Origin of the sequence: Maribacter sp. MMG018 (genome assembly GCF_018100785.1) — a bacterium.
Lineage (GTDB): Bacteria > Bacteroidota > Bacteroidia > Flavobacteriales > Flavobacteriaceae > Maribacter.
Map to the genome: position 1 here is coordinate 773,914 of NZ_JAGJEC010000002.1, position 24,464 is coordinate 798,377.

19 protein-coding genes are annotated in these 24,464 nt (G+C 39.1%); 5 read left to right on the plus strand and 14 right to left on the minus strand.

Features of this window, described 5'->3' with window-relative positions; all coding sequences use genetic code 11:
• Positions 1 to 115 precede the first annotated feature (115 nt).
• Positions 116 to 1,555, minus strand: coding sequence for a CotH kinase family protein (locus J8L85_RS11710; RefSeq protein WP_247656645.1), 1,440 nt, complete (start codon positions 1,553 to 1,555; stop codon positions 116 to 118).
• Between the two features lie 33 nt (positions 1,556 to 1,588).
• Entirely contained in the window at positions 1,589 to 1,873 is a 285-nt protein-coding gene (locus J8L85_RS11715; protein WP_211017446.1) for an EF-hand domain-containing protein, read from the minus strand.
• Between the two features lie 189 nt (positions 1,874 to 2,062).
• On the opposite strand from J8L85_RS11715, the gene J8L85_RS11720 reads away from it, so the two are divergent.
• The 4 genes from J8L85_RS11720 (at position 2,063) to J8L85_RS11735 (ending at position 5,833) form a co-directional block, all read left to right on the plus strand.
• Positions 2,063 to 3,136 (plus strand): sensor histidine kinase, encoded by a 1,074-nt coding sequence (locus tag J8L85_RS11720; RefSeq protein ID WP_211017448.1) that lies wholly within the window; start codon positions 2,063 to 2,065, stop codon positions 3,134 to 3,136.
• Positions 3,129 to 3,803, plus strand: a complete 675-nt coding sequence (locus tag J8L85_RS11725; protein WP_211017450.1) for a LytTR family DNA-binding domain-containing protein — start codon at positions 3,129 to 3,131, stop codon at positions 3,801 to 3,803. Before J8L85_RS11720 ends, J8L85_RS11725 begins: the two co-directional genes overlap by 8 nt.
• Positions 3,804 to 3,992: 189 nt before the next feature.
• Positions 3,993 to 4,553 (plus strand): DUF4494 domain-containing protein, encoded by a 561-nt coding sequence (locus J8L85_RS11730; RefSeq protein ID WP_211017453.1) that lies wholly within the window; start codon positions 3,993 to 3,995, stop codon positions 4,551 to 4,553.
• Between the two features lie 173 nt (positions 4,554 to 4,726).
• Entirely contained in the window at positions 4,727 to 5,833 is a 1,107-nt protein-coding gene (locus J8L85_RS11735) for a Gfo/Idh/MocA family oxidoreductase (RefSeq protein ID WP_211017455.1), read from the plus strand.
• Positions 5,834 to 5,924: 91 nt separating this feature from the next.
• Here the strand turns inward: J8L85_RS11735 and J8L85_RS11740 are convergent, their stop codons facing one another.
• From J8L85_RS11740 to J8L85_RS11795, 12 genes are all read right to left on the minus strand, one after another.
• Positions 5,925 to 7,934, minus strand: coding sequence for a M13 family metallopeptidase (locus J8L85_RS11740; protein ID WP_211017457.1), 2,010 nt, complete (start codon positions 7,932 to 7,934; stop codon positions 5,925 to 5,927).
• Between the two features lie 64 nt (positions 7,935 to 7,998).
• Positions 7,999 to 9,273, minus strand: coding sequence for an aminotransferase class V-fold PLP-dependent enzyme (locus J8L85_RS11745; protein WP_211017459.1), 1,275 nt, complete (start codon positions 9,271 to 9,273; stop codon positions 7,999 to 8,001).
• A gap of 105 nt (positions 9,274 to 9,378) precedes the next feature.
• The gene (locus tag J8L85_RS11750; RefSeq protein WP_211017461.1) at positions 9,379 to 10,116 is read right to left on the minus strand and encodes a LytTR family DNA-binding domain-containing protein; all 738 of its coding nucleotides are present in this window, start codon (positions 10,114 to 10,116) and stop codon (positions 9,379 to 9,381) included.
• A complete protein-coding gene (locus J8L85_RS11755) occupies positions 10,117 to 11,136 on the minus strand; it encodes a histidine kinase (RefSeq protein WP_211017463.1) in 1,020 nt (339 codons plus the stop codon). It lies immediately after the preceding gene.
• Between the two features lie 28 nt (positions 11,137 to 11,164).
• Positions 11,165 to 12,385 (minus strand): ABC transporter permease, encoded by a 1,221-nt coding sequence (locus J8L85_RS11760; protein ID WP_211017465.1) that lies wholly within the window; start codon positions 12,383 to 12,385, stop codon positions 11,165 to 11,167.
• 2 nt (positions 12,386 to 12,387) lie between these two features.
• Positions 12,388 to 13,131, minus strand: coding sequence for an ABC transporter ATP-binding protein (locus tag J8L85_RS11765; RefSeq protein ID WP_211017468.1), 744 nt, complete (start codon positions 13,129 to 13,131; stop codon positions 12,388 to 12,390).
• Positions 13,132 to 13,135: 4 nt separating this feature from the next.
• Positions 13,136 to 14,353: an efflux RND transporter periplasmic adaptor subunit gene (locus tag J8L85_RS11770; RefSeq protein ID WP_211017469.1), complete on the minus strand. Its 1,218-nt coding sequence runs from the start codon at positions 14,351 to 14,353 to the stop codon at positions 13,136 to 13,138.
• A 5-nt stretch (positions 14,354 to 14,358) separates the two neighbouring features.
• Positions 14,359 to 15,690 (minus strand): TolC family protein, encoded by a 1,332-nt coding sequence (locus J8L85_RS11775; protein WP_211017471.1) that lies wholly within the window; start codon positions 15,688 to 15,690, stop codon positions 14,359 to 14,361.
• A gap of 163 nt (positions 15,691 to 15,853) precedes the next feature.
• The gene (locus J8L85_RS11780) at positions 15,854 to 18,859 is read right to left on the minus strand and encodes a hypothetical protein (RefSeq protein ID WP_211017473.1); all 3,006 of its coding nucleotides are present in this window, start codon (positions 18,857 to 18,859) and stop codon (positions 15,854 to 15,856) included.
• Between the two features lie 149 nt (positions 18,860 to 19,008).
• A complete protein-coding gene (locus J8L85_RS11785) occupies positions 19,009 to 19,866 on the minus strand; it encodes an aminotransferase class IV (protein WP_211017475.1) in 858 nt (285 codons plus the stop codon).
• Positions 19,866 to 20,771 (minus strand): sugar phosphate isomerase/epimerase, encoded by a 906-nt coding sequence (locus J8L85_RS11790; protein WP_211017477.1) that lies wholly within the window; start codon positions 20,769 to 20,771, stop codon positions 19,866 to 19,868. The genes J8L85_RS11785 and J8L85_RS11790 overlap by 1 nt, the downstream gene beginning before the upstream one ends.
• Positions 20,772 to 20,785: 14 nt before the next feature.
• Complete coding sequence (locus J8L85_RS11795) at positions 20,786 to 21,982, minus strand: PQQ-dependent sugar dehydrogenase (RefSeq protein ID WP_211017479.1); 1,197 nt, start codon at positions 21,980 to 21,982, stop codon at positions 20,786 to 20,788.
• Between the two features lie 303 nt (positions 21,983 to 22,285).
• Between J8L85_RS11795 and J8L85_RS11800 the strand changes: the two genes are divergently transcribed.
• Positions 22,286 to 24,463: a carbohydrate binding family 9 domain-containing protein gene (locus tag J8L85_RS11800; protein ID WP_211017481.1), complete on the plus strand. Its 2,178-nt coding sequence runs from the start codon at positions 22,286 to 22,288 to the stop codon at positions 24,461 to 24,463.
• Position 24,464: the final 1 nt, after the last annotated feature.

A 24,464-nucleotide genomic window follows, 5' to 3' on the forward strand; every position in this document is an offset into this window, starting at 1 on the left:
CTAAACAGTACCATTATCGGTCATAGAAACTTTGTGTTTACAATTGAGGCTTCACGATCAATAGTAATCGTGAAGCCTCGAAACTAACTCTAACAAAAACTAACAAAAACAAAAACTATTCACTCAAATAATTACTTACCGCCGTTGCCCTACTTGTGGCATGTGCGTTTAATTCGTTTATTGCATTCTGAAAATCTGCACTTGAATTCAAGAAAGTATATCCTTCATTTTCAGATGTTGCATAAGGCGCTATCAAAGAAGAATAACTAGCGTACATCGCTTGTACCGTGGCCTCGTCAAAGGCTCCGTTTATTACTTCTTCTACGTAGTTGTCGTATATACTCTTATATACTTCGTCCTCGTACAGATAAGAGATCAAAGGCCATTGGCTTTCAGATACATCGGAAAAATCCAGTTCAGGAGCACCTTGTTGTTTTCCTTCTTGGAGGGCTTCGTTGTTATCCCAAGGAATCCAGGTAAGTTTACCGGTATCGGGATTATTGTACAGAAAGTAGTTGTGAGACATTCTTCCATACGTATCCCAGTTTTGGATGACCGTATTTGTAGCCAAATATTTTAAGAAGACATCGGTATCGAACACCGATTCTAGGTTCGTACGCCAAGTTGCCGGGTCTGTTGTTCTCGAGTCATCATGTAAAATACTGAGCAAGCTCTCTACATCAGAAAAATCGGCCTCGTCCTCATTCGTTTTCTTTACGTATTCATCTTCATCATATGTTCCTAGGGCAAATGTTGCCGCATCGCCATCTGGTTTATAAAGGTTTCCGTCATTATCGTCAAATTGCTCATCGATAACCGTATCGTCGACCTCTTCTACCATGGTGTACAGTCCAAAATAAACGGGTCCATCACCATAGTCTACATAAACGGTGTAAAATGCGGTATTCGAAACTACTAAACCGGCATTTCTAAAAATATCGGCCGCAGCTTTTTCCCTTAGGAAAGATTTATCATCGTAATTGTTTTTAAGGCTTAGTTTTTTAAAGCCGTAAAAACGCTGATTGTCTATTTGAGGATAGTCATCTTCGAACTCGTCAAAATCGAGTTTGAACGAGAGTTTTAGAATACCAGCCTGCCAAGAGGACTGTAAACTGGAATTTCCTTTAAAACGTACCCCTACCCTATACCATTCTTTGTCATTATAAAAGATTTCGGCCGGAACAAATATCGGATCTTCATCGGTAGATGTTGCGGTGCCACGACCTCCTGAGCCAAAGGTTCCGTATAGGTTGGTCATATTGTCCAACATACTTTCCCAACGTTCTTCGGTAATTACGATATCTAACCGTTTTACTTCATCGTCGGCAAATACCTCTTCAAAATTAGGATCGGCATCTTTGCTATGAGTCTCAACGGTCCAGTCGGTAGCTTCAAAATCAGTATCATCTAACGTAATTTCAATTTCTTCCTCTGTGTCCTCCATATCAGAATCTTCGACCGTGTCATCATCGCTACAGGCAATAAAAACAGAAATGAACAAAAGAAGTATCGTTTTTCCCATAGGTATGGGGGGCATCGTTTTATGAAAAATCATATCCTCATTTTTTTATAAATAATTTAGTACTCCTTAGTTTCTTGGTCTTCTTTTTGGCTTGGGAGCATTCTTAAACTCTTCTTCGGAGATATATCCGTCTTCATCGGTATCTATTTCTGAAAAGCTTTCTTTTAAAGGACCCTTCACTTCATCCTCGGCTAATTTTCCGTCTTCATTGGCGTCCATTTCCTCTAAGAGTTTGGCGTATGTAGGCGGCTCTTTTCTGTCTCCCCTAGATTGTGCATTCATGGTAGCGGTTCCAAAGGTTATCAACATACCTAATAATAATCCTGCTTTTAATGTGTTTGTACTTTTCATATTATATTTTTTTGTATTAATATTTCGATTACAAAGATCAATGAAACTTTCATGCACAATGAGCACTTTAAGTAAACACCCAGAGCTATTAAGTAAAATGCCATAGATGTACGGTGAATGCCTTATTAATGCTTGTTTCGAACAAGGTTTTGGGGCTATTGTTGAAATATTATTCCTTTTATTTGTACCATGAATAGACATAAACATTTTATATTTCATGTAATCTTGTGGCTTTTAATTTGGGCCACGGCATGGATTTTTAGTGGAGATCAAATTGGGTTTGTTTCTGAAAATGGATTGTCGTTGGTATTTCAGATCTTGGCCATTGCCGTCTTAATATATTATTCGGCCCCAAAATTATTATTAAAGAAAAAGTATATACTGTTTACATTGGCATCGTTACTTACCATTGTAGTGGTGACTTTGGTCTTAACCAATATAACGCCGAGTGCTATAATCGGTGCAGGTCCATTAAACGGACCTCCAGGTCCTGTTCCCGGTCTATTGGAAGGACCTAATTCAGGTATGGCCCCACCAATGGAAATGAATCGGAGACCCCCTTCAAAATTTTTCGTTAACCTATTATTAGTGGCCATTGCCTATGTAATTGCGACATTGGTGGAAACATTTTTATTCGTACAGCGAAAAGATGAAGAATTGATAATAAATAAAAATGAAGCATTACAGACCGAATTAAAGTTGTTGAAGTCGCAAATAAATCCACATTTTCTCTTCAATGCCCTGAATAATATTTATGCACTATCTGCAATAGATTCTGGTAGAACCCAGCAGAGTATCAGCTATTTATCGGATATGCTTAGATATGTATTGTACGAGTGCGACCATGAAATGGTACCCTTGCAGAAAGAGGTGGATTATATAAAAAACTATGTAAAACTGTTCGCTCTAAAAAGTAGTAAGTCCTACCCTATCACGACCAAGTTCCATATAGAAAACCCCACTATCAATATAGCTCCGATGGTATTGATCCCTTTTGTGGAAAATGCCCTTAAACATAGTAATATTGAAAAAATAACCGGTACGTTCGTACATATAAAACTACATGCAGATTCTAATTTGATAGATTTTGAAATAGAGAATAGCAAACCGGCGAATAATATTATAAAAGATGGTGTGGGCGGTATTGGAATCGAAAATGTAAAGAAAAGACTTGCTATATTATACCCGAATAGCCATCAATTATCGATCAACGAAACATCGGAGGCTTTTAAGGTTAATTTAAAATTAAAATTACATGGCTAATATTAATTGTGTGGTAGTGGATGATGAAGAATTGGCGCGTACCCTTCTTGCCAACTATATAGAAAGAATAGATTTCATTACTCTTGTAGGACAGGCCGAAAATCCACTCGAGGCATTACAATTAATGAGAGAACATACGGTAAATCTTTTATTTTTAGATATACAAATGCCAGAAATAAAAGGAACCGAATTTGCCAAAATGGTAGGTTCCGATACAAAAATCATCTTTACGACCGCTTATTCGGAATACGCCTTGCAAGGGTATGAGTTGAATGCAGTGGATTACCTTTTAAAGCCCATTACTTTTGAACGTTTTCTTACAGCGGTAAATAAGGTAAAAACAAACCAGATAATAGAAAAATCGGAAGCTATCACCATAAAATCGGGCTATGATCTATACAAAGTACAGTATGGGGATATTATATACGTAGTAAGTGATAGCGAGTATGTAACCTACCATACCGTAGATAAAAAGATTATAAGCAATCAGCGTTTAAAGACCGTAGAGCAAGAATTGCCAAGTTCTTTGTTTATAAGGGTACACCGTTCGTATGTGGTTAACCGAAGCTATGTAACAGGACTTAAAGGAAGAGATTTAATACTTTCCGACATAACCATACCGGTAAGCGATTCGTATTATGATCGTGTTAAAAAAGAGCTGTTTTAGTGTACAACAGCTCGTTTCTTTTCTCTTTAAATCAGATTTACAAAAAGAATATCTTCTTGGGTATTTGCTAAGTAACTCAGAGTAAACATGCTATAAGGCCCAAGGTTGAATTGTGAATATCTAATCTCGTTTTTGCCCATTCCAACTATGCTTAAAACTTATATTTGCCACCCCTAAAACAATATAATTATGAGTGCAACATGGTACGAATGCAAAGTAAAATATAGAAAATTAGATGAAGCAAGTGGCATGCAAAAGGTGAAGACAGAACCTTTTTTGGTAGATGCCATATCCTACACGGAAGCAGAAAGTAGAATAACAGAAGAAATGTCGGCTTATTTAAGTGATAGCGATGAGATCAAGATCACCAATATTAAAGTTGCCAATTTTGCAGAAATACATCCGTTCGAAAATTCTGACCGGTGGTTTAAGTCTAAAGTATCTTTGATCGTTTTTGATGAAGAAAGTGGCAAAGAACGTAAGAGCAACCAGTATTTACTTGTTCAGGCCAACGATGTTAAAGAGGCCTATGACAACACGGTAAGCGTTATGAAGGATACCATGGGCGATTATACCATTCCAGCGATAACGGAATCTCCGATCATGGATGTTTTTCCATATTTTTCAGGAGAAGAGGATGATATTGAAAGAGTGGAAAAATTTAAAGAACTAAAAGGTTCCGTACCTGCGACCAATGAAATGGATGAAGCTTTAGAGATGGCAGATGTAATGGGCACCGAAGAAGAGTAGAAGATTTATTTATGGGGTTTCCCCAAATTTTGTAGTAGTGTACAAAAGTAAAAAAGGATCCAATGGGGTCCTTTTTTTTGATATGGTTTGATTTGTTTTGATCATTGGTTACTTATGGCGAACGAAGATTAATTATATTTAGGTACTTAAACATCTGTAAATAAGACACTATTATGGGCTCAAGAAGAGATTTTTTACAAAAACTATCGGTATCCGCCGTTAGCCTCCCCCTTATATATTCCCCCGCGAATTTATTTGCTGCAGACAGTGAACCCTACGATGGGCCAAAGCTAAAAGTTGCCATTATGGGATTGGGGAGTTATGGTACCAGGGTAGCAAAGGCAATGCAAAGCTGTAAGCGCGCTACGTTAGTAGGCCTTATAAGCGGTACGCCTTCTAAAATCGAAAAATGGAAAACCAAATATGGTATTCCAGAAAAGAATTGTTACAACTACGATAATTTCGACGCCATAAAGGACAATCCCGATATAGATGCCGTATATATAATAACGCCCAATGGCTTGCATAAAGATCAGACCCTGCGGGTGGCCAAGGCCGGTAAGCACGTAATTTGTGAAAAACCCATGGGCATCAATGCCAAAGAAGGACAAGAAATGGTAGATGCCTGTAAAGCCGCCAATGTAAAATTACTGATAGGCTATAGAATGCATTTTGAGCCCAAGACCGTGGCGGTCATAAAAATGAGAAAGGAAGGCATGTTCGGCACACCGAAATTTTTTCAGGGACAATCCGGATTCACTATTGGCGACCCTACGCAATGGCGTTTGAACAAAGAATTGTCCGGTGGTGGGGCTATGATGGATATAGGTATTTATTCTATAAACGGGGCGCGCTATATGTTGGGCGAAGAACCTATTTGGGTGACCGCCCAAGAGACAAAGACCGATCCCCAAAAGTTTAAGGAAGGTATAGATGAGACTATACAGTTTCAAATGGGATTCCCCAGTGGCGCCGTGGCCAATTGCCTCTCTACCTACAATATGAATAATTTGGACAGGTTTTTTATGACAGGATCCAAGGGATATGTTGAAATGCAGCCTTCTACAGGATATGGCCCTATTGAGGGGCGTACCCATGAAGGGCCATTAACACAGCCACATGTAACACATCAAACGCTTCAAATGGATGGCATGGCCGCACTTATTTTTGACGGGGTACAACCCATTGTCCCCATAGATGGTGAAGAAGGCGTAAAAGACATGAAAATAATAGATGCCATATTTTTGGCAGCTAAAACGGGAAATAAAATAGAACTCTGATCTTTACTTGTGTATTGAGACCTTTGTAGAGCCATTTTTATTTCCCGTAGTATTTATTGACCAATAAATTTTAGAGATTTTTATTCGTTGACTACCATATTTTTATTCTTTCTTCCATAGGCTTGTAATTTTTTTCTCCCGGTTTTACTTCAAATGCTTCATAAAAAGGGGAAAAGTTCATTAACGGGCCGTTCACTCGCCAAATAGCTGGGGAGTGTGGGTTGGTATTTACATAATTATGCAAGAATGCATCTCTGGTCTTAACCCTCCAGATACGTGCAATAGATAAAAAGAAGCGTTGATCAGGGGTGTATCCGTTGATCTTAACGGTATCTTGCCCCTGTTCTGTCATTTTAAAGGCGTCGTAAGCAATAGAGATCCCTCCGTTATCGGCAGTATTTTCACCAATGGTAAGGGCTCCTTTTACATGAACACTGTCCAATACGGTAAAGGTGCTATAACGATCGATCAGTTGTTGGGTTTTTGCTTTGAATTTTTCAAGATCATCTTTGGTCCACCAGTTTTTTAGATTGCCATCTTTGTCGTATTGTGCACCATTATCGTCAAAGGCATGGGTAAGTTCATGGCCGATTACCATTCCTATACCCCCGTAATTTACCGCATCGTCCGCTTCCATATCAAAATAGGGAAATTGTAAAATTCCCGCAGGAAATACAATCTCGTTCAAAGATGGGTTGTAATAGGCAGTTACCGTAGAAGGTGTAGTACCCCAACGGTCTTTATCGGGAGCCTTGTTCAAATCTTTTACTCTATACTCATAATCGTTTTTGTGAAGGGCGACCACATTTTCATAAAACTTGTCCTTTTCAATGGTTACATCATATTCTCGCCATACATCTGGATATCCAATTTTTTTGGTAATGGCATAAAGTTTTTCCTTGGCCTTTAGTTTGGTACTGTCGCTCATCCAGTCCAGTTCAGAAATCCTATTTTCAAAAGCTTTCTGAAGATTGTTTACAAGGTCGAGTACCCTTTTTTTGGCAGCCTCGTCAAAATACCTTTTTACATACAATTGACCTAGTGCAAAGCCAAGCTTACGATCCACCTGTTGTACCATTAATTGAGCTCTTGGCTTTTGTTTAGATTGTCCGTAAAGTACTTTGTTATATTCAAAAACGGCCATTTCAAAAGGTGAGCTAAGATAGTCCGCGGCATTGTCCAACGTATGGGCCTTTAAATAGGCTTTCCAATCTTGGACAGAAACGGAACTCAACATTTCATTAAGTTTTTGGTAATATGCCGGTTGTCTAACATTTACCGAATCTACGTCCAATGCCAATGTTGAGAACATTTTGGCCCACCCAATATTAGGCTCGTTGGCCGTCATGTCGGATACTGAAAATTTATTGTAATTAGCCTGAATATTTCTACGTTCAATTCTTGTTTTATGGGATTCTGCCAACTGTTTTTCCAATTCATAGACCTTTTCGGCCATGGCCTGTGCATTTTCTTCATCGGTCAATTCTAACAACGTAGCTATATATTTTTTATAGGCTTGTTGAATGCCTAGAGAAGAAGAATCATTTTTAAAGTAATAATCACGGTCCGGAAGACCTAAACCTGCTTGGCTCGCATGTAATATATTGATACTACTATTTTTGGTATCTGCACTTACCCTTAGGCTTATGAAGGAATTATTGCCGTTCTGTATCTCTGTAGTTACAAAATGCATAATGTCGGCCACATCTTTTATATCATCTATTTTTTTTAAAACGGGTACTACGGGCGTGTAACCACGTTTGTTTATTTGGGCCGTATCCATACCGGAGGCATAAAAATCCCCTACTTTTTGTTCTATACTTCCTTTAGGGTGCTCTGTAATGGAAACCTCTTCTAAAATATTTTGAAGTAACTGTTTTTGTGGAATGTTCAAAAAACTATAGGACCCTACCCCTACTTGATCATCCGCAATTTGTATTGTATCGTACCAGATCTTATTAACGTGCATAAAAAAATCATCGCCGGGTTTAATGTTTTCGGAAATACCGGTAAACTCAATTTTTGATGGTTCTTGGGGTTTCTCTTGTTCACATGAGATACATAAGAGTGTTGCGATTACTGCGAAATAAAAGGGTTTCATGATGATTAAATTTAAGTATACCTAGATTATAAGGTGTTTGTTAGTTTTAATGTTAGATATGATACTAAGCCAAACTTTGCACAATTTGTAAGGCTTTGTCTATTTCTTCTTTCGAATTATAAATATGAACTGAATGACGGATCATTTTGTTACCGACAGATCGTGGCTGTAGTTTTTCTCTTTCCCACATTATTTTTTGCAGATCAGGGCCTGAATAGCCCTTTACACCATAACTGGTGATACCGGCGGCCATCTCCTCGTTGGTAGAAGAGTAGATGGTTACATGTGGCATTTTTTTGAGTCCATCGCGCAAGTACATACCTAGTTCCTTGATACGACCCAACCAATTTTCTGCCCCAATGGTGTTAAAAAAATCAACGGCCGCGTTGTAGCCCTCCATAAGACCCGCATTGCCAGTTCCGTTTTGCATTAATCTAAAACCGTGGTCCTCTTGGTTGTCCCAATTGTAACTAGCTATGGTAGACCAAATAGTACTGGCTATGTTATTGTTTACATACAAAAGACCACTACCGGCCGGGGCCAATAGCCATTTGTGTAAACTGGAGTAATAGGCGTCACAGCCTATATCTTTAACATCTACAGGAATATGGCCCACACATTGTGCGCCATCCAATACAGTAAAAATACCCCGTTTTTTGGCTTCTTCACATATGGCTTTTACAGGCATAACGGTTCCATAACCCGATACGATATGCGGAATGGCAATAACCTTCGTTTTTGCTGTAACTTCTTTAAAAATGGCATTAAAAACGGCTTCAGGATCGTTGGCGGGTTCTGGTAAAATGGCCTGTTTGTACACGCAGCCCTTTCGTTTGGCGAGCAATTGCCAAGCTCCAAATCCTCCACCATGCTCTTGGTTGGTGTTCAAAAGTTCGTCACCTTGCTTAAGATCGAGCCCCATGCCCACATAGTTCATCCCAAAGGTTGCATTTTGTACCAGCGAGACCTCTTTATAATCGCAGTTGATAATATTGGCCAATTTGGTCCGTAATTCGGTATACGGAAAATACCCCGTTAAAAGCTCTGGCCCCGAACCATTCTTATAATCGATCGTTGCGGCCTCTATATTGTAATGTAACATATGGTGTACCATACGATCTAGGGCATAACCCGATGTAGGCCCCATGGTACCATTGTTAAAGTAGGTTGCCCCTTCTTTTAAAGGAAACTGTTTGCGCACCGTTTTCCAATAAGCATCATCGACCTCTGTGGTTTTTAATGGTGCCAACGACCATTTTTTGTGTGTATCAAAAGAAATTAAAGGAGCCGACAGCATGGCCATAGCTCCTTGTTTTAAGAATTTTCTACGGTGAAACATAAGGTTATTGGTTGGTACACCTAATGTAATGAAAACCGTAAAATTATCCCGTACGATTCTTGTGAAAATTAAGGGATTGTATTAGGGATCTATAAATTGAAAACCTTAAAGATTCAATGAATTTTTATTGATGAACTCTAAAAACTTGGGCTTATATTGTTCAGATACCGTAATACGTTGATCATTGATAACGATCTGACTTCGTTCAATGACCTCTACATGTTTTAAGGATACGATGAAAGACCTATGGACCCGCATAAATTGTGTTTCCGGAAGTTCTTCGTCTAAGCTTTTTAAGCTCATAAGGGTTAAAATAGGTTTGGGGTTGTCTTTTACCCATATTTTTATATAGTCTTTTAACCCTTCAAAATATAATACATCAGAGAGTTTGATGCGTAATTGTTTGTACTCTGATTTTACAAAAAGAAATTCTTTTTTCTCCGAAATTACAGAAGTTGTTTTACTGCCCCTAAGCAAGGTAAACCATTCCAATGCCTTGTTTGCCGCGGTTAAAAACTCGGCATAGTCAAAAGGTTTTAATAAATAATCCAGCGCTTCTACCTTAAAGCCTTCCAAGGCATACTGGTCAAAAGCCGTAGTGAAGATGACCCGGGTGTTTTTAGGTAGCATTTTAGAAAATTCAAGCCCGGTTAGATCGGGCATTTGAATATCCAAAAAAAGCACATCTATTGACTCGGTATTTATAAATTGCATTGCCTCGATGGCACTGCCACATTTTTTCTTTAGATCTAAAAAAGGTGTTTTTTGTACATAGCTCTCTACTAAATTTAAGGCCATTGGCTCATCGTCTACGATCATACATGTAAGTTGAACAGTATCCATTTACGTCTCTATTTTTAAATTTACGGTGTAAACTCCTTCTTTGAGTTCTCTTTTAAAATAATATTTATTGGGGTACAGTAACTCCAATCGTTTTTCTAAATTCTGTAATCCAATACCGGATCCACTTTTATCACTTTCTTCTTTTGGAAAATTATGGTTTTCCAACATGAAGTTCACTACGTTGTCGTGAACTATCATTTCGAGCGATATGGTACTGTTCTTATTTGCGGATACGCCGTGCTTAAAAGCATTTTCTATCAAAGAGATAAACAATAATGGAGCTATTTCAATATTGTTCTTACCAATAGGAAAAGCCGATTCTACTTGAGTTTTATCGGTTAGGCGTAGTTTCATCAACTCAATATATTTTCGCATGAACTCTATTTCTTTTGAGAGCGGTACCAACTCTGTATTTGTTTCATATAAAAGGTAGCGCATAAGCTTGCCCAAGCTATGGATGGTAGACTTTGCCTTTTCTGGGGAAATATCTACAAGTGAGTAGATATTGTTGAGTGAATTAAAAAAGAAATGCGGCTGTAATTGATACCTTAAATGCTGAAGCTCTGTATGTAATTTAAAGTTTTCGGCCTCTTTGCGCTGTGCTTCCGTTTTTATCCATCTTTTGGTTGATTTAATGGCAATGGAAAAAAGCAGGGGAGCCGCGTAGGTCAATATTTGTATATAAATAAACAATTTGAACGGGGGGCCTACCCTAACCCTATTATCGTTTGACGGACGATTATTGGCCAATTCAGAAAAAAAAGTATCTTCTATCCTTTCTTTTAATAAAATAAAAAAAGCGATTATGGCTATGTTGACCAGAACAAAAACCAATGTTTTTTTTGTAAACAAGAACTTGTCTATGAGAACAAAAAAATTAAGATAAAAAATGATGGCGTAAAATATCATTGGAATAAAGAAATGGGCAATCAACCTGTCCATATTCTGTTCTTCCCTATATGTCAAAATAAAAGGCATACTAAACAGCACCAACCAAATTAGCAGGTGCTGTATAATCATTATTTTCTTGTTTTTGTACATAACTTATTTATTCATATCGTAATGCCGTAATTGGGTCTAACGCCGCTGCTTTTCTTGCTGGGTACCAGCCAAAGAATATTCCCGTGATGGCACACACTGCAAATGATATTATAATAGAATACATGGCGACACTGGTAGGCCAATGTAAGAACTTTTCTATAAAAACAGTTGCACTTAGTCCTAAGAGTACGCCTAAGATCCCTCCGGTGATACTAATTAAAATAGCCTCGATCAAAAACTGCATCAATATATCGGAACCTTTACCACCAACTGCCATTCGCAAACCTATTTCTTTTGTACGTTCTTTAACGGACACGTACATAATGTTCATAATGCCGATACCTCCTATCAATAATGATATTCCTGCAACCGCTACTAGCAGAATTGTGAGCATTTCACTGGTAGAACTGAATGTTGATATCAATTCCTCCATAGAACGTACCGTAAAATCATCATTTTCATAATCCAGAAGTTTGTGTTGTGCACGCAAAATTTCGGTAACCTGTGTTACAGCTTCGGGCGCTTCGTCTTCACTTACGGCCGATGCTATGATCTGGTTTAGGTAATCTATGGCTAAAATACGTTTTTGTACGGTCGTAAAAGGGGCTATGACTACATCATCTTGGTCTTGTCCAAAGGTGTTTTCCCCTTTTTCTTCCAATACCCCGATGACCGTAAATGGAATACTGTTAAAACGGATCAACTTACCGATAGGCTCTTCACCATTAGGGAATATGTTATCTACAACCGTCTGCCCTAATATAACAACCTTAGAAGCCGATTGTACCTCGGCATTGGTAAACATACTTCCACTTTGAAGTCCGACCACTTTAATGTCCAAGTACTCCGGATTTACACCATAAATGGTAGATGGCCAGTTATTTGAACCGTTTATGACTTGTCCGCTACCATTTACAACGGGCGTAATGTAATTTAATAATGTGGATTTTTCTTTTATTGCCTCATAGTCATCGAGCGTCAATGTTTGTACATCGCCACCACTTCCCCTTGCGGGGCCTCTATCATCTTCCCCAGGTCTAACGGTAATCATATTGGATCCCATACTGGAAATCGTACTACGAATACTTTCTTTAGACCCTTCTCCAATGGCGAGCATTGCAATCACGGAAGCAACACCTATGATGATGCCCAACATGGTCAATAAAGTCCTTAACTTGTTAAGAACAATCGCTTTATAGGCTATTTTTAATAGATTTAATATTCTCATGATCAATGGTCTTCTTTAGGTAATTTTGCTAACTCTTCTGCTGCCGATTGTATATTGTCATTCAAATAATCTTGAATAATATTACCATCTTTTAGCACGATGGTTCTACTACTAAAGGTGGCAATATCCGGTTCGTGGGTTACAAAAGTAATGGTGATGCCCTTCTTGTTCAGTTCTTGAAACAAAGACATGATCTCATACGACGTTCTGGTGTCAAGGTTACCTGTTGCCTCGTCCGCCAAGATCAACACCGGGTTGTTCACCAAAGATCTTGCAATGGCTACACGTTGCTGTTGTCCACCAGAGAGCTGTGCCGGTGTGTGATGCAATCTATCTGCCAACCCAACCATTTCTAAAGCCTTTATGGCCCGTTTACGTCTCTCTTCTGTAGAAACCTTACTATTGTATAAAAGGGGTAATTCTACATTTTCGATAGCAGATGTTCTGGCCAATAGGTTATAGGATTGAAAAATAAATCCTATTTTCTCATTTCTTATAGTGGCCAATTCATTTTTACTGAGGTCCTTCATGCTAACACCGTCAATCTCATACCTTCCCGATGTAGGCTGGTCCAGACATCCCAAAATGTTCAGCATCGTACTTTTACCCGAACCACTAGATCCCATGATGGTCACGAACTCTCCTTCTTTTATGCTTAAAGAGATGCCCTTTAACGCATGCACTGTTTCAGTGCCCATGGTAAAATCGCGTTTTAGGTTTTCTATTTTTATTATTTCCTTTTTCATGATGCTATTTTTTTCTGCCTCCCGGTCGCTGTGGCATAAATGGACTTTCATCAGAACCACTAGAGCCCGATACTTGAGCAGAGGTTCCTTTTAAACTGTATACCAGTTTATCCCCTTCATTGATTCCACTCAAAACTTGAACGTTTACCCCGTCACTGGCACCCAAAGTAACTTGTTTTGGGGAAATGGCCCCGTTGGGCTCCAATACCCAGACTTTAGTAGCTTCGTCTCCATCAGATCCTGGGCGGGTGTTTGGTCGCACTGTTTCTAAATTGTGTTGCTCGTTATAGGCCATCATCTCGGGTGGCGTAGGTTTAAAGTTGATAGCTTTGGCCTCTACGGTCAATACATCTTTTAATTCCAATGTATAGATGGAAATGGTAGCCGTTAATCCCGGTTTTAGTTTTAAATCCGGATTGTCCGCTTTGATTACCACAGTGTACGTGATTACGTTGGATGTTTCGGTATAATCTAAACGAACCTGTGTTACGGTACCTTCAAAAATTTCACCTTGAAAGGCATCTACCGTAAAACTAACACGTTGTCCTTCTTTTACATTACCTATATCGGCCTCGTCAACATCGGCCTCTACCTGCATTTGTTTTAAATCTTGTGCAATGGTAAAAAGTGTAGGCGTACTATAACTGGCTGCAACGGTTTGGCCTTCGTCAATATCCCTTGAAAGTATTACACCGTTAATAGGTGAGTAAATATTGGCATATCCCAAATTGGTCTTTGCTTCTTGTAATTCAGACAAACGTTGCGCTGCCGTACCTTTTGCTGTTTCATAGTTATACACGGCGGCGTCATAATCAGCCTTGCTGATTACTTGGTTTTCGTACAGTGTTTTTTGTCTTTCATAGACTTCCTTCATATAATTTCTTTGGCTCACCGCATTGTCATAGGAAGCTTGGGCCTGTACGGTAGCAGCTTTAAGGTTTGTCTTGTCCAACTCGGCAATCAATTGTCCTTCGGTCACTACACTGTTGTAGTCCACATATATTTTTTCTATCACACCGGATACTTGAGTACCCACGTCTACCTGCGTAATAGGTTCAATGGTGCCCGTTGCCGTGACCATGGTGGTTACATCCGCCTTTTTGGCAGCTACCGTTTTTGCTTCAATGATGACGTCATCATTACCTTTTAAAAAGCTATAAGCCACAAAAGCTATTACAGCCAAGGCAATGCCGCCTATTATGATTTTTGTTTTATTTTTCATTTTGATTAAAGTTTAATTTCGTTTCCTTGATAGAATTGTAATAATTGATGGTATAAAATATTTAAATACTTTGCTTGCAAATAGTTTTGTTGTGCACTGGTATAGGTGTTTTGACTTATTACCAGATCAGTGGTACTAAGATCCCCTAGTTCATATTTTTTCTGTGCTAGTTTATAAGACTGTTCCGCGGCTTGCAAAGATGCTTCCGCCGCCACCAATTGTTCTTGTGACGATAATGTATTTTGATATGCCGTTTCTACTTTTTGAATAACTTCTTTTTCTATGCTCTGTTTTTGTAACTGTGCTTTTTCGATGTTTATGGATGCGGTCTGTACCGCCGCCTTTGTTTGGTTTCTATTAAAAATCGGAATGTTTAGGCTTAACCCTAACCGTTGGTTAAAATTTAGGTCCAACTGATCTGCAAAAGAGCTGTTATTGATACTTGTATATCCAGAACCTACACTACCCGTAAGGGTCAATGTTGGTAAATATCCACCTTTGGCAATGTCCAATTCTTTCTCGTTTATGGCGATATTCATACTGCTGGCCTCTACTTCTGGTAGAAAAGAAAGCGCATTGTTATAAATACTTTCTTTGTTGAGTTCTAGATTTAAAAGATCCATATTCTCGTCAATGGTCTCAATTTCCAAATTCTGCAAAGGAGATAGTTCCAGTAATTGTTTTAAAGTAATTATATTTTGTTCGTATTGATTTTTGGCGGCAATCAAATTATACTTGTTGGTCGCCGCTTGGCTCTGTGCTTCGGTATAATCCGTTAGCGCAATGGTACCGGCATCCAATCGTGTTTTTGCTCTAATAACTTCCTGTTCCGAGGCTTCTAGATTGTTTTCGGCGATAGAAATACCTTCTTTACTAAAAAGTGTCTGCAAGTAGGTTTCTAGAATACTGATGACAATGTTGTTCTTGGCCTCTTCCGCCAAAAGACTATTTTGTTCTATCAACAGTTTATTTTGGGCCACCTGGTTCGTAAGTTGATTCCCTTTAAACAGCGTCATAGAGGTATTAACCCCCAGGTTTGTGTTATGGATCTGATCAGACACATAATCACTGGTAATGGGGTCGATAGAGGTACCGTTCGTAAAACTTTGGGTAGCGCTACCATATAAATTGGGAAGCTTTGCCGATTTGGATGTCTTGTAATCCACCTCGGATATACGCTCGTTCAGGGTAGCCTCTTTAATGGTAATATTATTTTCTATAGCATAGTCGATACAGTCCTGTAAAGACCATATTTTAGTACCTGAATCGATTACAGGTTCTTGGGCAAAAGCAAATTGAGCAAATAAAATGCCTGCTATGACGATATATTGTTTCATCTAATGCGTGTTTTAATTAACACTTCAAAAATGAAACATTACCATTATTTAATAAAAGCAAATAGAAGTCTTGGCCATTTGCCTATACGAAAACCATTTTTTTATCGATGGGATTTTTGGGGCAAGTTGTAATATGGACTACTTACTAACTTGCCCCATTTTATTATAGTAGACTTATTTTCTTCTTGATCTCGGCCAATTGACCTTGTAGTTCTTTAAACCTTTCCAATTCCTCGTTTCCGGGAGTTTTGTCGGCCCTACCCACAATATTGGAGAGGTAAGAAATTTGTGCTACCAACATTTGCTGAGGATAAGCACCTTCATCGTTCTTAAGTGCTTTTAATATATTTTGAAGTTGGCCCTTTTTATCGGAATTGGTAGTTTTTTTGATTGTTTTTTCTAAATCGGCCTGTGTTTTTCTCGCATCGGATAACAGGTCGATCACCTTTTTTTGAAAAGACAACTGTTCTTTTATAGTGCCCGTTGTAATCCCTTCGTCCTTTAGTCTAGGGTCTATAAGTATTTCAAAAGGTTGCTCCATTGTTTTGTCACCTACCGTTAACTTGGCAATATAAGAACCTGGGGCCACCATAGGGCCATTTTTAAAGCTTCTTCTCTTATTACTGCTCCATGCTCCTTTTTGCCTTAAATCCCACTCAAAACGATTGATTCCCTTTTTCGTTTCCAATTTATTGTCGGCATATCTAAAGACCATGCTCAATCCCATATCCTCTACTTCTTCAGAAGTTGATTTTAACAAGGTAGAATCACTGACGATGGTGACAACCGGAGCGTTGTTCGCATCCAATATTTCTAATGTAACCCCCTCTTTAAATTCTTTTGGTAAATAATAATCGATGGTAACACTGGTGGTAGGGTAATTTGGAAAAGCACTTGAACGCCAAGGTGTTCTGTACCTAATCGTGTTCTCGGGTTTAAAAAGAACGGCATCGTCTTTTAAATCGGTGATTTTTGGATTTCTTAAAGATGTAATGTTGTCCAAAATCCAAAATCCACGTCCCATAGTACTTAAAACGAGGTCTCCCCTATTTATAATAATATCGGTGATCGGGGTAACAGGCAAATTTTGCTGAAAACTTTTCCAAGTCTTGCCATCATCGAACGAGATAAACATTCCAAATTCTGTTCCTGCGTACAACAACCCTTTGGCTTTAGGGTCTTCCCTTAAAACCCGGGCAGTATGGTCGGAAGGAATTCCATTGGAATCTGTACTGATCAATTCCCAACTTTTTCCGTAATCTTCGGTTTTGTAAATGTATGGTGTCATATCTCCCAACAAGTGCCTATCGACGGTAATATAGGCTTTGGCCGGATCAAATTGTGATGGTTCTATGGACTCTACCCTACCGCCTTTCGGAAGTTTTTTGGGGGTTACATCGGTCCAAGTCTGTCCGCCGTCCTTAGTAATGGATATGACCCCATCATTAGACCCTGTCCAAATTAAACCTTCTACCAATTTTGATTCCCTGATGGAGTATAGCGTACTATAATATTCTTCTCCGGTAATGTCTCTAGTTATAGGGCTTCCGGATATTACCTGCTTATCCTCTTCGAAAGCTGTAAGGTCGGGTGAAATAGTTTCCCATATTTGACCGCCATTTCTGGTCTTATGTAAGTATTGCGATCCCATATACACGACATCGGGATCATGTGGAGATACATGTACGGGGGCAACACGCTGAAAACGATACTTTAAATCTTTTGGATTGTGACCATAAATGTTAGAGGCTCCAATGGAATATTCCCTATCCATTCCCGTTCGTTTATCATAAACACTAAAACGGCCTTTACAGTTGTTATAAACGATGTTATGATTACCTGGTTTGGGGATGGTAGGGCCTGTTTCACATCCTCCCGTGGCGATCATCACCTGTGTTCCTTGTGGAGAAGTGGCACTTGGCGATGAACTTGGTATCGCAATGGTCGTATTGTCTTGCTGCGCTCCATATACCCAATATGGGTATTGGTCATCTACGGCTACCTGATATATTTCTGCTGTTGGTTGGTTAAACTGCGTAGACCAGGTCTTACCCCCATTATGGGATACATTGGCACCACCATCATTACATTGGATCAATAGGTCTGGATTATCCGGGTTTAACCATATATCATGATTATCGCCATGTGGAACGCTCATTCGTTTCCATGTTTTCCCTCCGTCCACAGATTTTAATAAAGGGTTTGCATTGGAGTAAACGATATCTGGGTCGGTAGGATCTAGCTCTATATTGGTATAATAAAAAGGTCTGTTTACTAGACCTATATTGCTAGATGTTTGTTTAAACGTTTTTCCTTGGTCGACCGATTTATAGACACCTCCTTCTTTTTCGGGTGCTTCTATAACGGCGTATAAAATGCTGGAATCTGTCGGAGATACGGCCAAGTCTATTTTGCCGATCAATCCCTTTGGAAGTCCATCTTCCAATTTTACCCAATCTTTACCACCATTAATTGATTTATAGATGCCTCCTTCATGGTTCTCACCACCCGAGATAATGGTCCATGGGGTACGTTGTGCCTTCCAGGCTGCCGCATATACAATATTCGGATTACTGGGTAATAACTCTAAATCGGCAAAACCTGTTTTATCTGAAATATATAGTACTTTTTCCCAAGTCTCACCCCCATCCGTAGTCTTATATATACCACGTTCCTCATTTGGTTTAAAAGCATTTCCTATGGCAGCGACCCATACTATATTATGGTCGGTGGGGTCGATTTCCACAGCTCCTATCTGACCGGCATTTTCCAACCCTATGTGCTTCCAAGTTTTTCCGCCGTCAATAGATTTGTAAACACCTTTGCCGCTAATAATATTACTTCGCAATCCGTCAGAACCAGTGCCTACATAAACAATATTGGGATCGTTATGTGCAATTTCGATGGCTCCAATAGAAGGAGTGTCAAAATAGCCATCAGATACGTTGTTCCATGTAGTCCCGTAATCATCAGTCTTCCAAACACCACCACCCGATGCTCCTAAATAAAAGGTGCCCGGTAACATTGCAGTGCCTGTTACAGTGGTTACACGTCCTCCTCTAGAGGGGCCTATGGTACGGTATTGGAACTCAGAAAAATCTTGGGCCGAAGTTGAATGGTTAACAAGTGTAAAAACAAGAATCGTGGTAAAAAGAAATAACTTCTTCATAATGAATTTAAAGAATTGGTTGGTTTTGCTTTAAAGTTAATAAATGAATATCGCAATTCGGTAGTGAGAAACCATTTTTTAGAATTTCTAATAGAAAGGGGCCTTGGTATGGAAAAAAGAAAAAAGAGGGCTATATATTTAAAGAAAAACTATCCCTTTTGATTACGTTTGAGATTTAAGAAAGCTTCTTGCAGTTTTTTTGTGATAGTACCGGTATCATTACCCGAATAATACTTGTGGTCGTCTATTTGTTGGATAGATGCGATCTGTGTACTGGTACCTGTTAAAAATGCTTCTTGCATCTTATCGATATCATCTAAAGAAATAGGGGTTTCTTTAAATTTAATACCCAATTGCCTACATAATTGCAGTACCACGATTCTCGTAATGCCATTTAAAATAAATTCATTGGCAGGATGGGTATACACGGTATCGTTCTTCACAAAAAATACATTGCAGTGCGAAGCTTCGGTTATTATACCGTTTCTTACCAAAATCGTTTCAAAGCAATTGTGCTGCATGGCCTGTTCGTTCAGCATTACATTACCTAAAAGTGACGTCATTTTTATATCGCACCGAGACCATCTAAAGTCGTTGGCGGTCATGACCTTGGCATGCATTTCATTAATATCCGGATATACCTTTGGAACCGCATACATCATTACCGTAGGAGTAATATCTTTTGGGTAGGAATGTTGACGGGGAGCAACACCTCTAGTTATATGTATGTAAAGAAAGCAGTCTTTATTTACCAAATCGGTAGCCTCTAACAGTCTATCGATTTCTTTAGGTAACCGTTCAATATCGTAAGTAATATTGATTTTCCGAAGCCCGTCGGCCAATCTGTCAAAATGTTCTTTTTTATAAAAGAAGGCTCCGCCAATTTGGGCCATGGCCTCATATATACCATCCCCAAATATAAAGCCTCGGTCAAAAACGGAGACCTTGGCATTTTCAACCGCTACAATGGCTCCGTTCAAATATATTTTTTCAGGAAACCCTTTCATTATATAAGATGTTGTAAATGCTTTTTAAAATAAGTTGCGCTATCGCTAATGCTTTGCATAGAATTTTCGGCAAAATTGCCGCCCTGTTCTATATAATAGTAATCTAGGCTTTCTTTGTTCAACCCTTGCAGCATTTTTTGGTAATCTATGCTGCCATTGCCCAATTCCGAATAGTCGCGGGTTACCTTGTCCATATCCTTTATGTGCCACATGACATAGCGGCTTGGGTTTTGCGCTATCCATTCTTCCGGACTTTTTGTAGAAGAATGTTTTACCCAATAAAGGTCTATCTGTAATTTCACCAATTCGGGATCGGTTTCCCTTAAAATAATGTCGTACCCGACCTGTCCGTTTTCTTCCTCAAATTCAAAACCATGGTTGTGATAGGCAAAATGAAGCCCAGCATTAGTTACCCGCTCCCCTATTTTGTTCAGTTTGCCAGATAATAATTTAAAATTGTCCAGGTTTCTATATTCGGGCGCCAACCAGGGCCATGTAATATATTTTGCCCCGATGGCATGTGAACCTTCTATACATTTGTCTACATAAGAAAGAAGCTCCTCTTCCGGTTTTTTAAAGAAATCGGAAAAATTGTAATGACCACTGGATATACTAAAGTTTATATCGTCCAATACCTTTTTAAACTCTTTGGCCTTTAACCCATAGTAAGCCCCCTCTTTTTCATTAAAACCATACAGTTCACCATCTTCATAACCAAGTTTTGTTACCTGCTTTAAGGTTGCAACGGGATCTATGGCCATAGCATCTCGGATGGTGAACAACTGTAGTCCCATTTTATAATTTTTCTTTTTTATGAAATTGGGAATCGGCATTAATAATGCAGCGGAAGCTAGGCTAGATTGTTTTAAGAACGATCGGCGGCTACTGTTTGCACAAGTTTTCATATTAGAACCATCTTTTAATTAATACTTGCTACTTGGGTGTTTGTATACGTAACCCTGTAGATGGCATCTGCGTAGTCATCGGAAATCAATAAAGAGCCATCTTTTAGCCACAACAGATCTACGGGCCTTCCCGTTACTTTTTGTGTTTCATCATTTAGCCAACCGTCTATAAACGGTTTCATGTCTTTTACTTCGCCATCTTGAATATCGGCCAACATAATACGGTAACCTACTTTTTCGCTTCTGTTCCAAGAACCATGCTCTGCTATAAAGGCTTTTCCGTCATAAGAGGACGGAAACATATTGCCAGACTTAAATTTTATGGATAAAGGAGCAACATGTGCTCCCAATTGTTGTGCCGGGGCCACAAAATCTGAACAAGGGCGATCATTGCCAAACTCGGGGTCTTGTACTATACCTCCATGACAAAACGGATACCCAAAGTGCTGGCCCATTTCTGTAATACGATTTAATTCGCATGGCGGAGTATCATCGCCGAGCATATCCCTACCATTGTCGGTAAACCACATTTCTCCGGTGTCTGGGTGCCATGTAAACCCGACCGAATTACGAACACCCCTCACATAAATTTCTCTATTGCTCCCATCTGGATCCATTCTGGTAATTGTAGAAAAACGCTCGTCCTCATCGGTACGGTTACATATATTGCATGGTGCGCCTACCGGAACATATAATTTGTCGTCCGGTCCAAAAGCGATATATTTCCATCCGTGGTGAAATTCTGTAGGATAATCATCATATATCAATTCTTTTTTTAACTCTCCGTTCAACTGACTTTCGATAGCTGGATATTTCCAAAGACTTCCTACCTGGGCCACATATAGATCTCCATTTCTCATGGTAACCCCATTTGGCATTTCCATGGTATCCAACACTATAATCGTTTCTGCATTGTAATCTCCATCGTTATCTTGAATGGCATAAACCGTATTCTCATTTCTTGTGCCTACAAATAGGGTGCCTTCATCTCCCATAGCCATAGAGCGGGCACCATCTATGCCGCGAGCATATACTTTTATTTCGAAACCATCAGGTAAATTCAGGTCCATAAGGGCTAGGTCCGTACTGTCCAATGGAACTTTTTTCTCGGTACCTTTAGTTTCTTTGTTCTCCGGTTTTGTTTCCTTGCATGCCAATATCATTAACGATATAAATACTAAAAAAGAAACTCTGTAAAATTGTTTTTTCATTTTGGTGGTTGTTTAATATTGCTAAGATACACAAGCCATGTTATTATGCCCAAGATAATATGGTTAAGCGGTTATAGATCTATTCTACTTTTATAAGGCTGGTTATGCCCTATTTTTCTTTACGCATTTATTTTAACGTGTTTATGGGTTTTATGACCTGCCTTTTCTATTTGTAGACCAAAGAAAAATAATTCTATTATAGTGTTTAATTATTATATACTTGAATTTTAGGGTATTTTTTTATCATTTTAATAAATAGTATGATCGATTTTAATTAAGTTGTGCGCACCAACCGAACAACCAATGAAATTTAAAATATACTCTTTGTATGTTTTTTTGGCATTTACCATTACGACATATGCACAAAAAAAGAACCAGGCATATAAACTACATATCAAAAAAACCACTGTTCCCGTCAAAATAGATGGTAAAGGTGATGATCCTGCATGGCAAGAGGCCGATGAGGCAAAGGATTTTTTTAGGGTGTTGCCTATGGACGATGGTTTGGCCAATGAGCAAACCGTTATTAAAATGACCTATGACGAAAAGAACCTTTATTTGTTGGCAACGTTTTATAATGCTACCAAGGCCAATTATTTTGTAGAATCGTTACGGCGTGATTTTAGCTTTGGAAAAAATGATAATTTTCTACTTTTTTTAGACCCTTTCAATAACCAGACCACAGGTTTTTCATTTGGGTCGAATGCCTATGGCGCCCAATGGGACGGTACCATGTTCAATGGTTCTTCCATAGATCTTAATTGGGACAGCAAATGGATATCTGAGGTTACCCGTGATGATGATAAATGGGTGTTCGAAATGGCGGTCCCCTTTAAATCTATTCGGTATGGTGAAGGGGTTACAGAGTGGGGCATTAATTTTAGTAGGCTTGACTTAAAATCGAGTGAAAAATCTAGTTGGACCCCCATCCCTAGACAGTTTCCTACCGCTGCCTTAGCATATACGGGGACTTTGGTATGGGATGCCCCACCACCTCCGCCCGGCACCAATTTTTCTATAATACCGTATGTTCTAGGGGAAGTTAACAGAGATTTGGAAGCGGATGGAGATACCAAGACAAATGGAAAAATTGGAGGAGACGTGAAGTTTAGCTTAACCTCTTCCCTAAATTTGGATCTTACGGTAAATCCGGACTTTTCTCAAGTAGAAGTAGACCGTCAAATTACCAACCTGGATCGGTTTGAGCTGTTTTTTCCCGAGAGAAGGCAATTTTTTCTAGAGAACGGAGATCTTTTTGCCAACTTTGGTTATGAAAACATTAGACCGTTTTTTTCTAGAAGAATTGGTCTTGGAATACCCATACAGGCGGGAGCCCGGGTAAGTGGGAATTTAAACGACAAATGGCGTTTGGGCATTATGGATATGCAGACGGCCAGTGATAGCGAAAGTGGTCTGCCTAGTCAGAATTTTGGCGTACTGTCTTTGCAACGCAAGGTATTCGGGCGAAGTAGTATTGGGTTTATGTTCGTTAACAAACAGTCTATTAACTATCCACAGGAAAATGATTCCATTAACAATTTGTACCCTAAGTATAATAGAAACTTCGGAATGGAATATAATTTAGCTTCGTCCAATAACCTATGGAGCGGAAAGGCATTTTTTTTAAAGTCGTTTGCCCCAGACGAAATAGGAAATGGTGTAACACAGGGAGCACATATAGAATACAATAGTAGAAAATGGAATTGGAGAGTACAAGAAGAATGGGTTGGTGAAAAATATACGGCCGAAGTGGGGTACGTACCTAGAAGAGGGTATGTGAACTTGAGTTCTAAACTAGGGCATGTATTTTTTCCAAAGTCCGGACCTATCGTAAGTCACGGTCCAGAGTTGAATATATCGTACTTTTTTAACGAGGCGTTTAGACAAACGGATCATTTGGCCTATGTTGTCTATCAATTCGATTTTAGAACAAGAAGTAATTTAATGTTCTTTCTGTCCGATGATTATGTAGAACTATTGTCTCCTTTTGACCCTACCAGATTAGGTCTAGAGAGTTTGGCAGTGGGCACCAAGCACCAATGGAACGCTTTTGGGTGGGAATACGAATCTAAACCTCAAAGTTTGTTCACCTATGCGTTTGCCGGTCGTGTCGGAGGATATTATCAAAATGGTAACCGAACAAGCCTTACCGCGGACCTGGGCTATCGTTTTCAACCATATGTGAGTTTAAACGCTAATTTAAATTATAACCATATTGATCTTCCGGCACCTTGGAACAAGAACGAATTTTGGTTGATCGGGGCCGAGGCGGATATAACCTTTACCAACAAGTTGTTTTTTGCGAACCTGTTTCAGTATAACGAGCAAACAAGGAACCTTAACGTAAATTCGCGTCTTCAATGGCGTTATAGCCCTGCTTCAGATTTGTTTCTGGTATATACCAATAACTATTTCATAGAGCCTTTTGAGGGGAGAAATTGGGGGGTGACCTTAAAATTCACCTATTGGTTGAATAATTGAT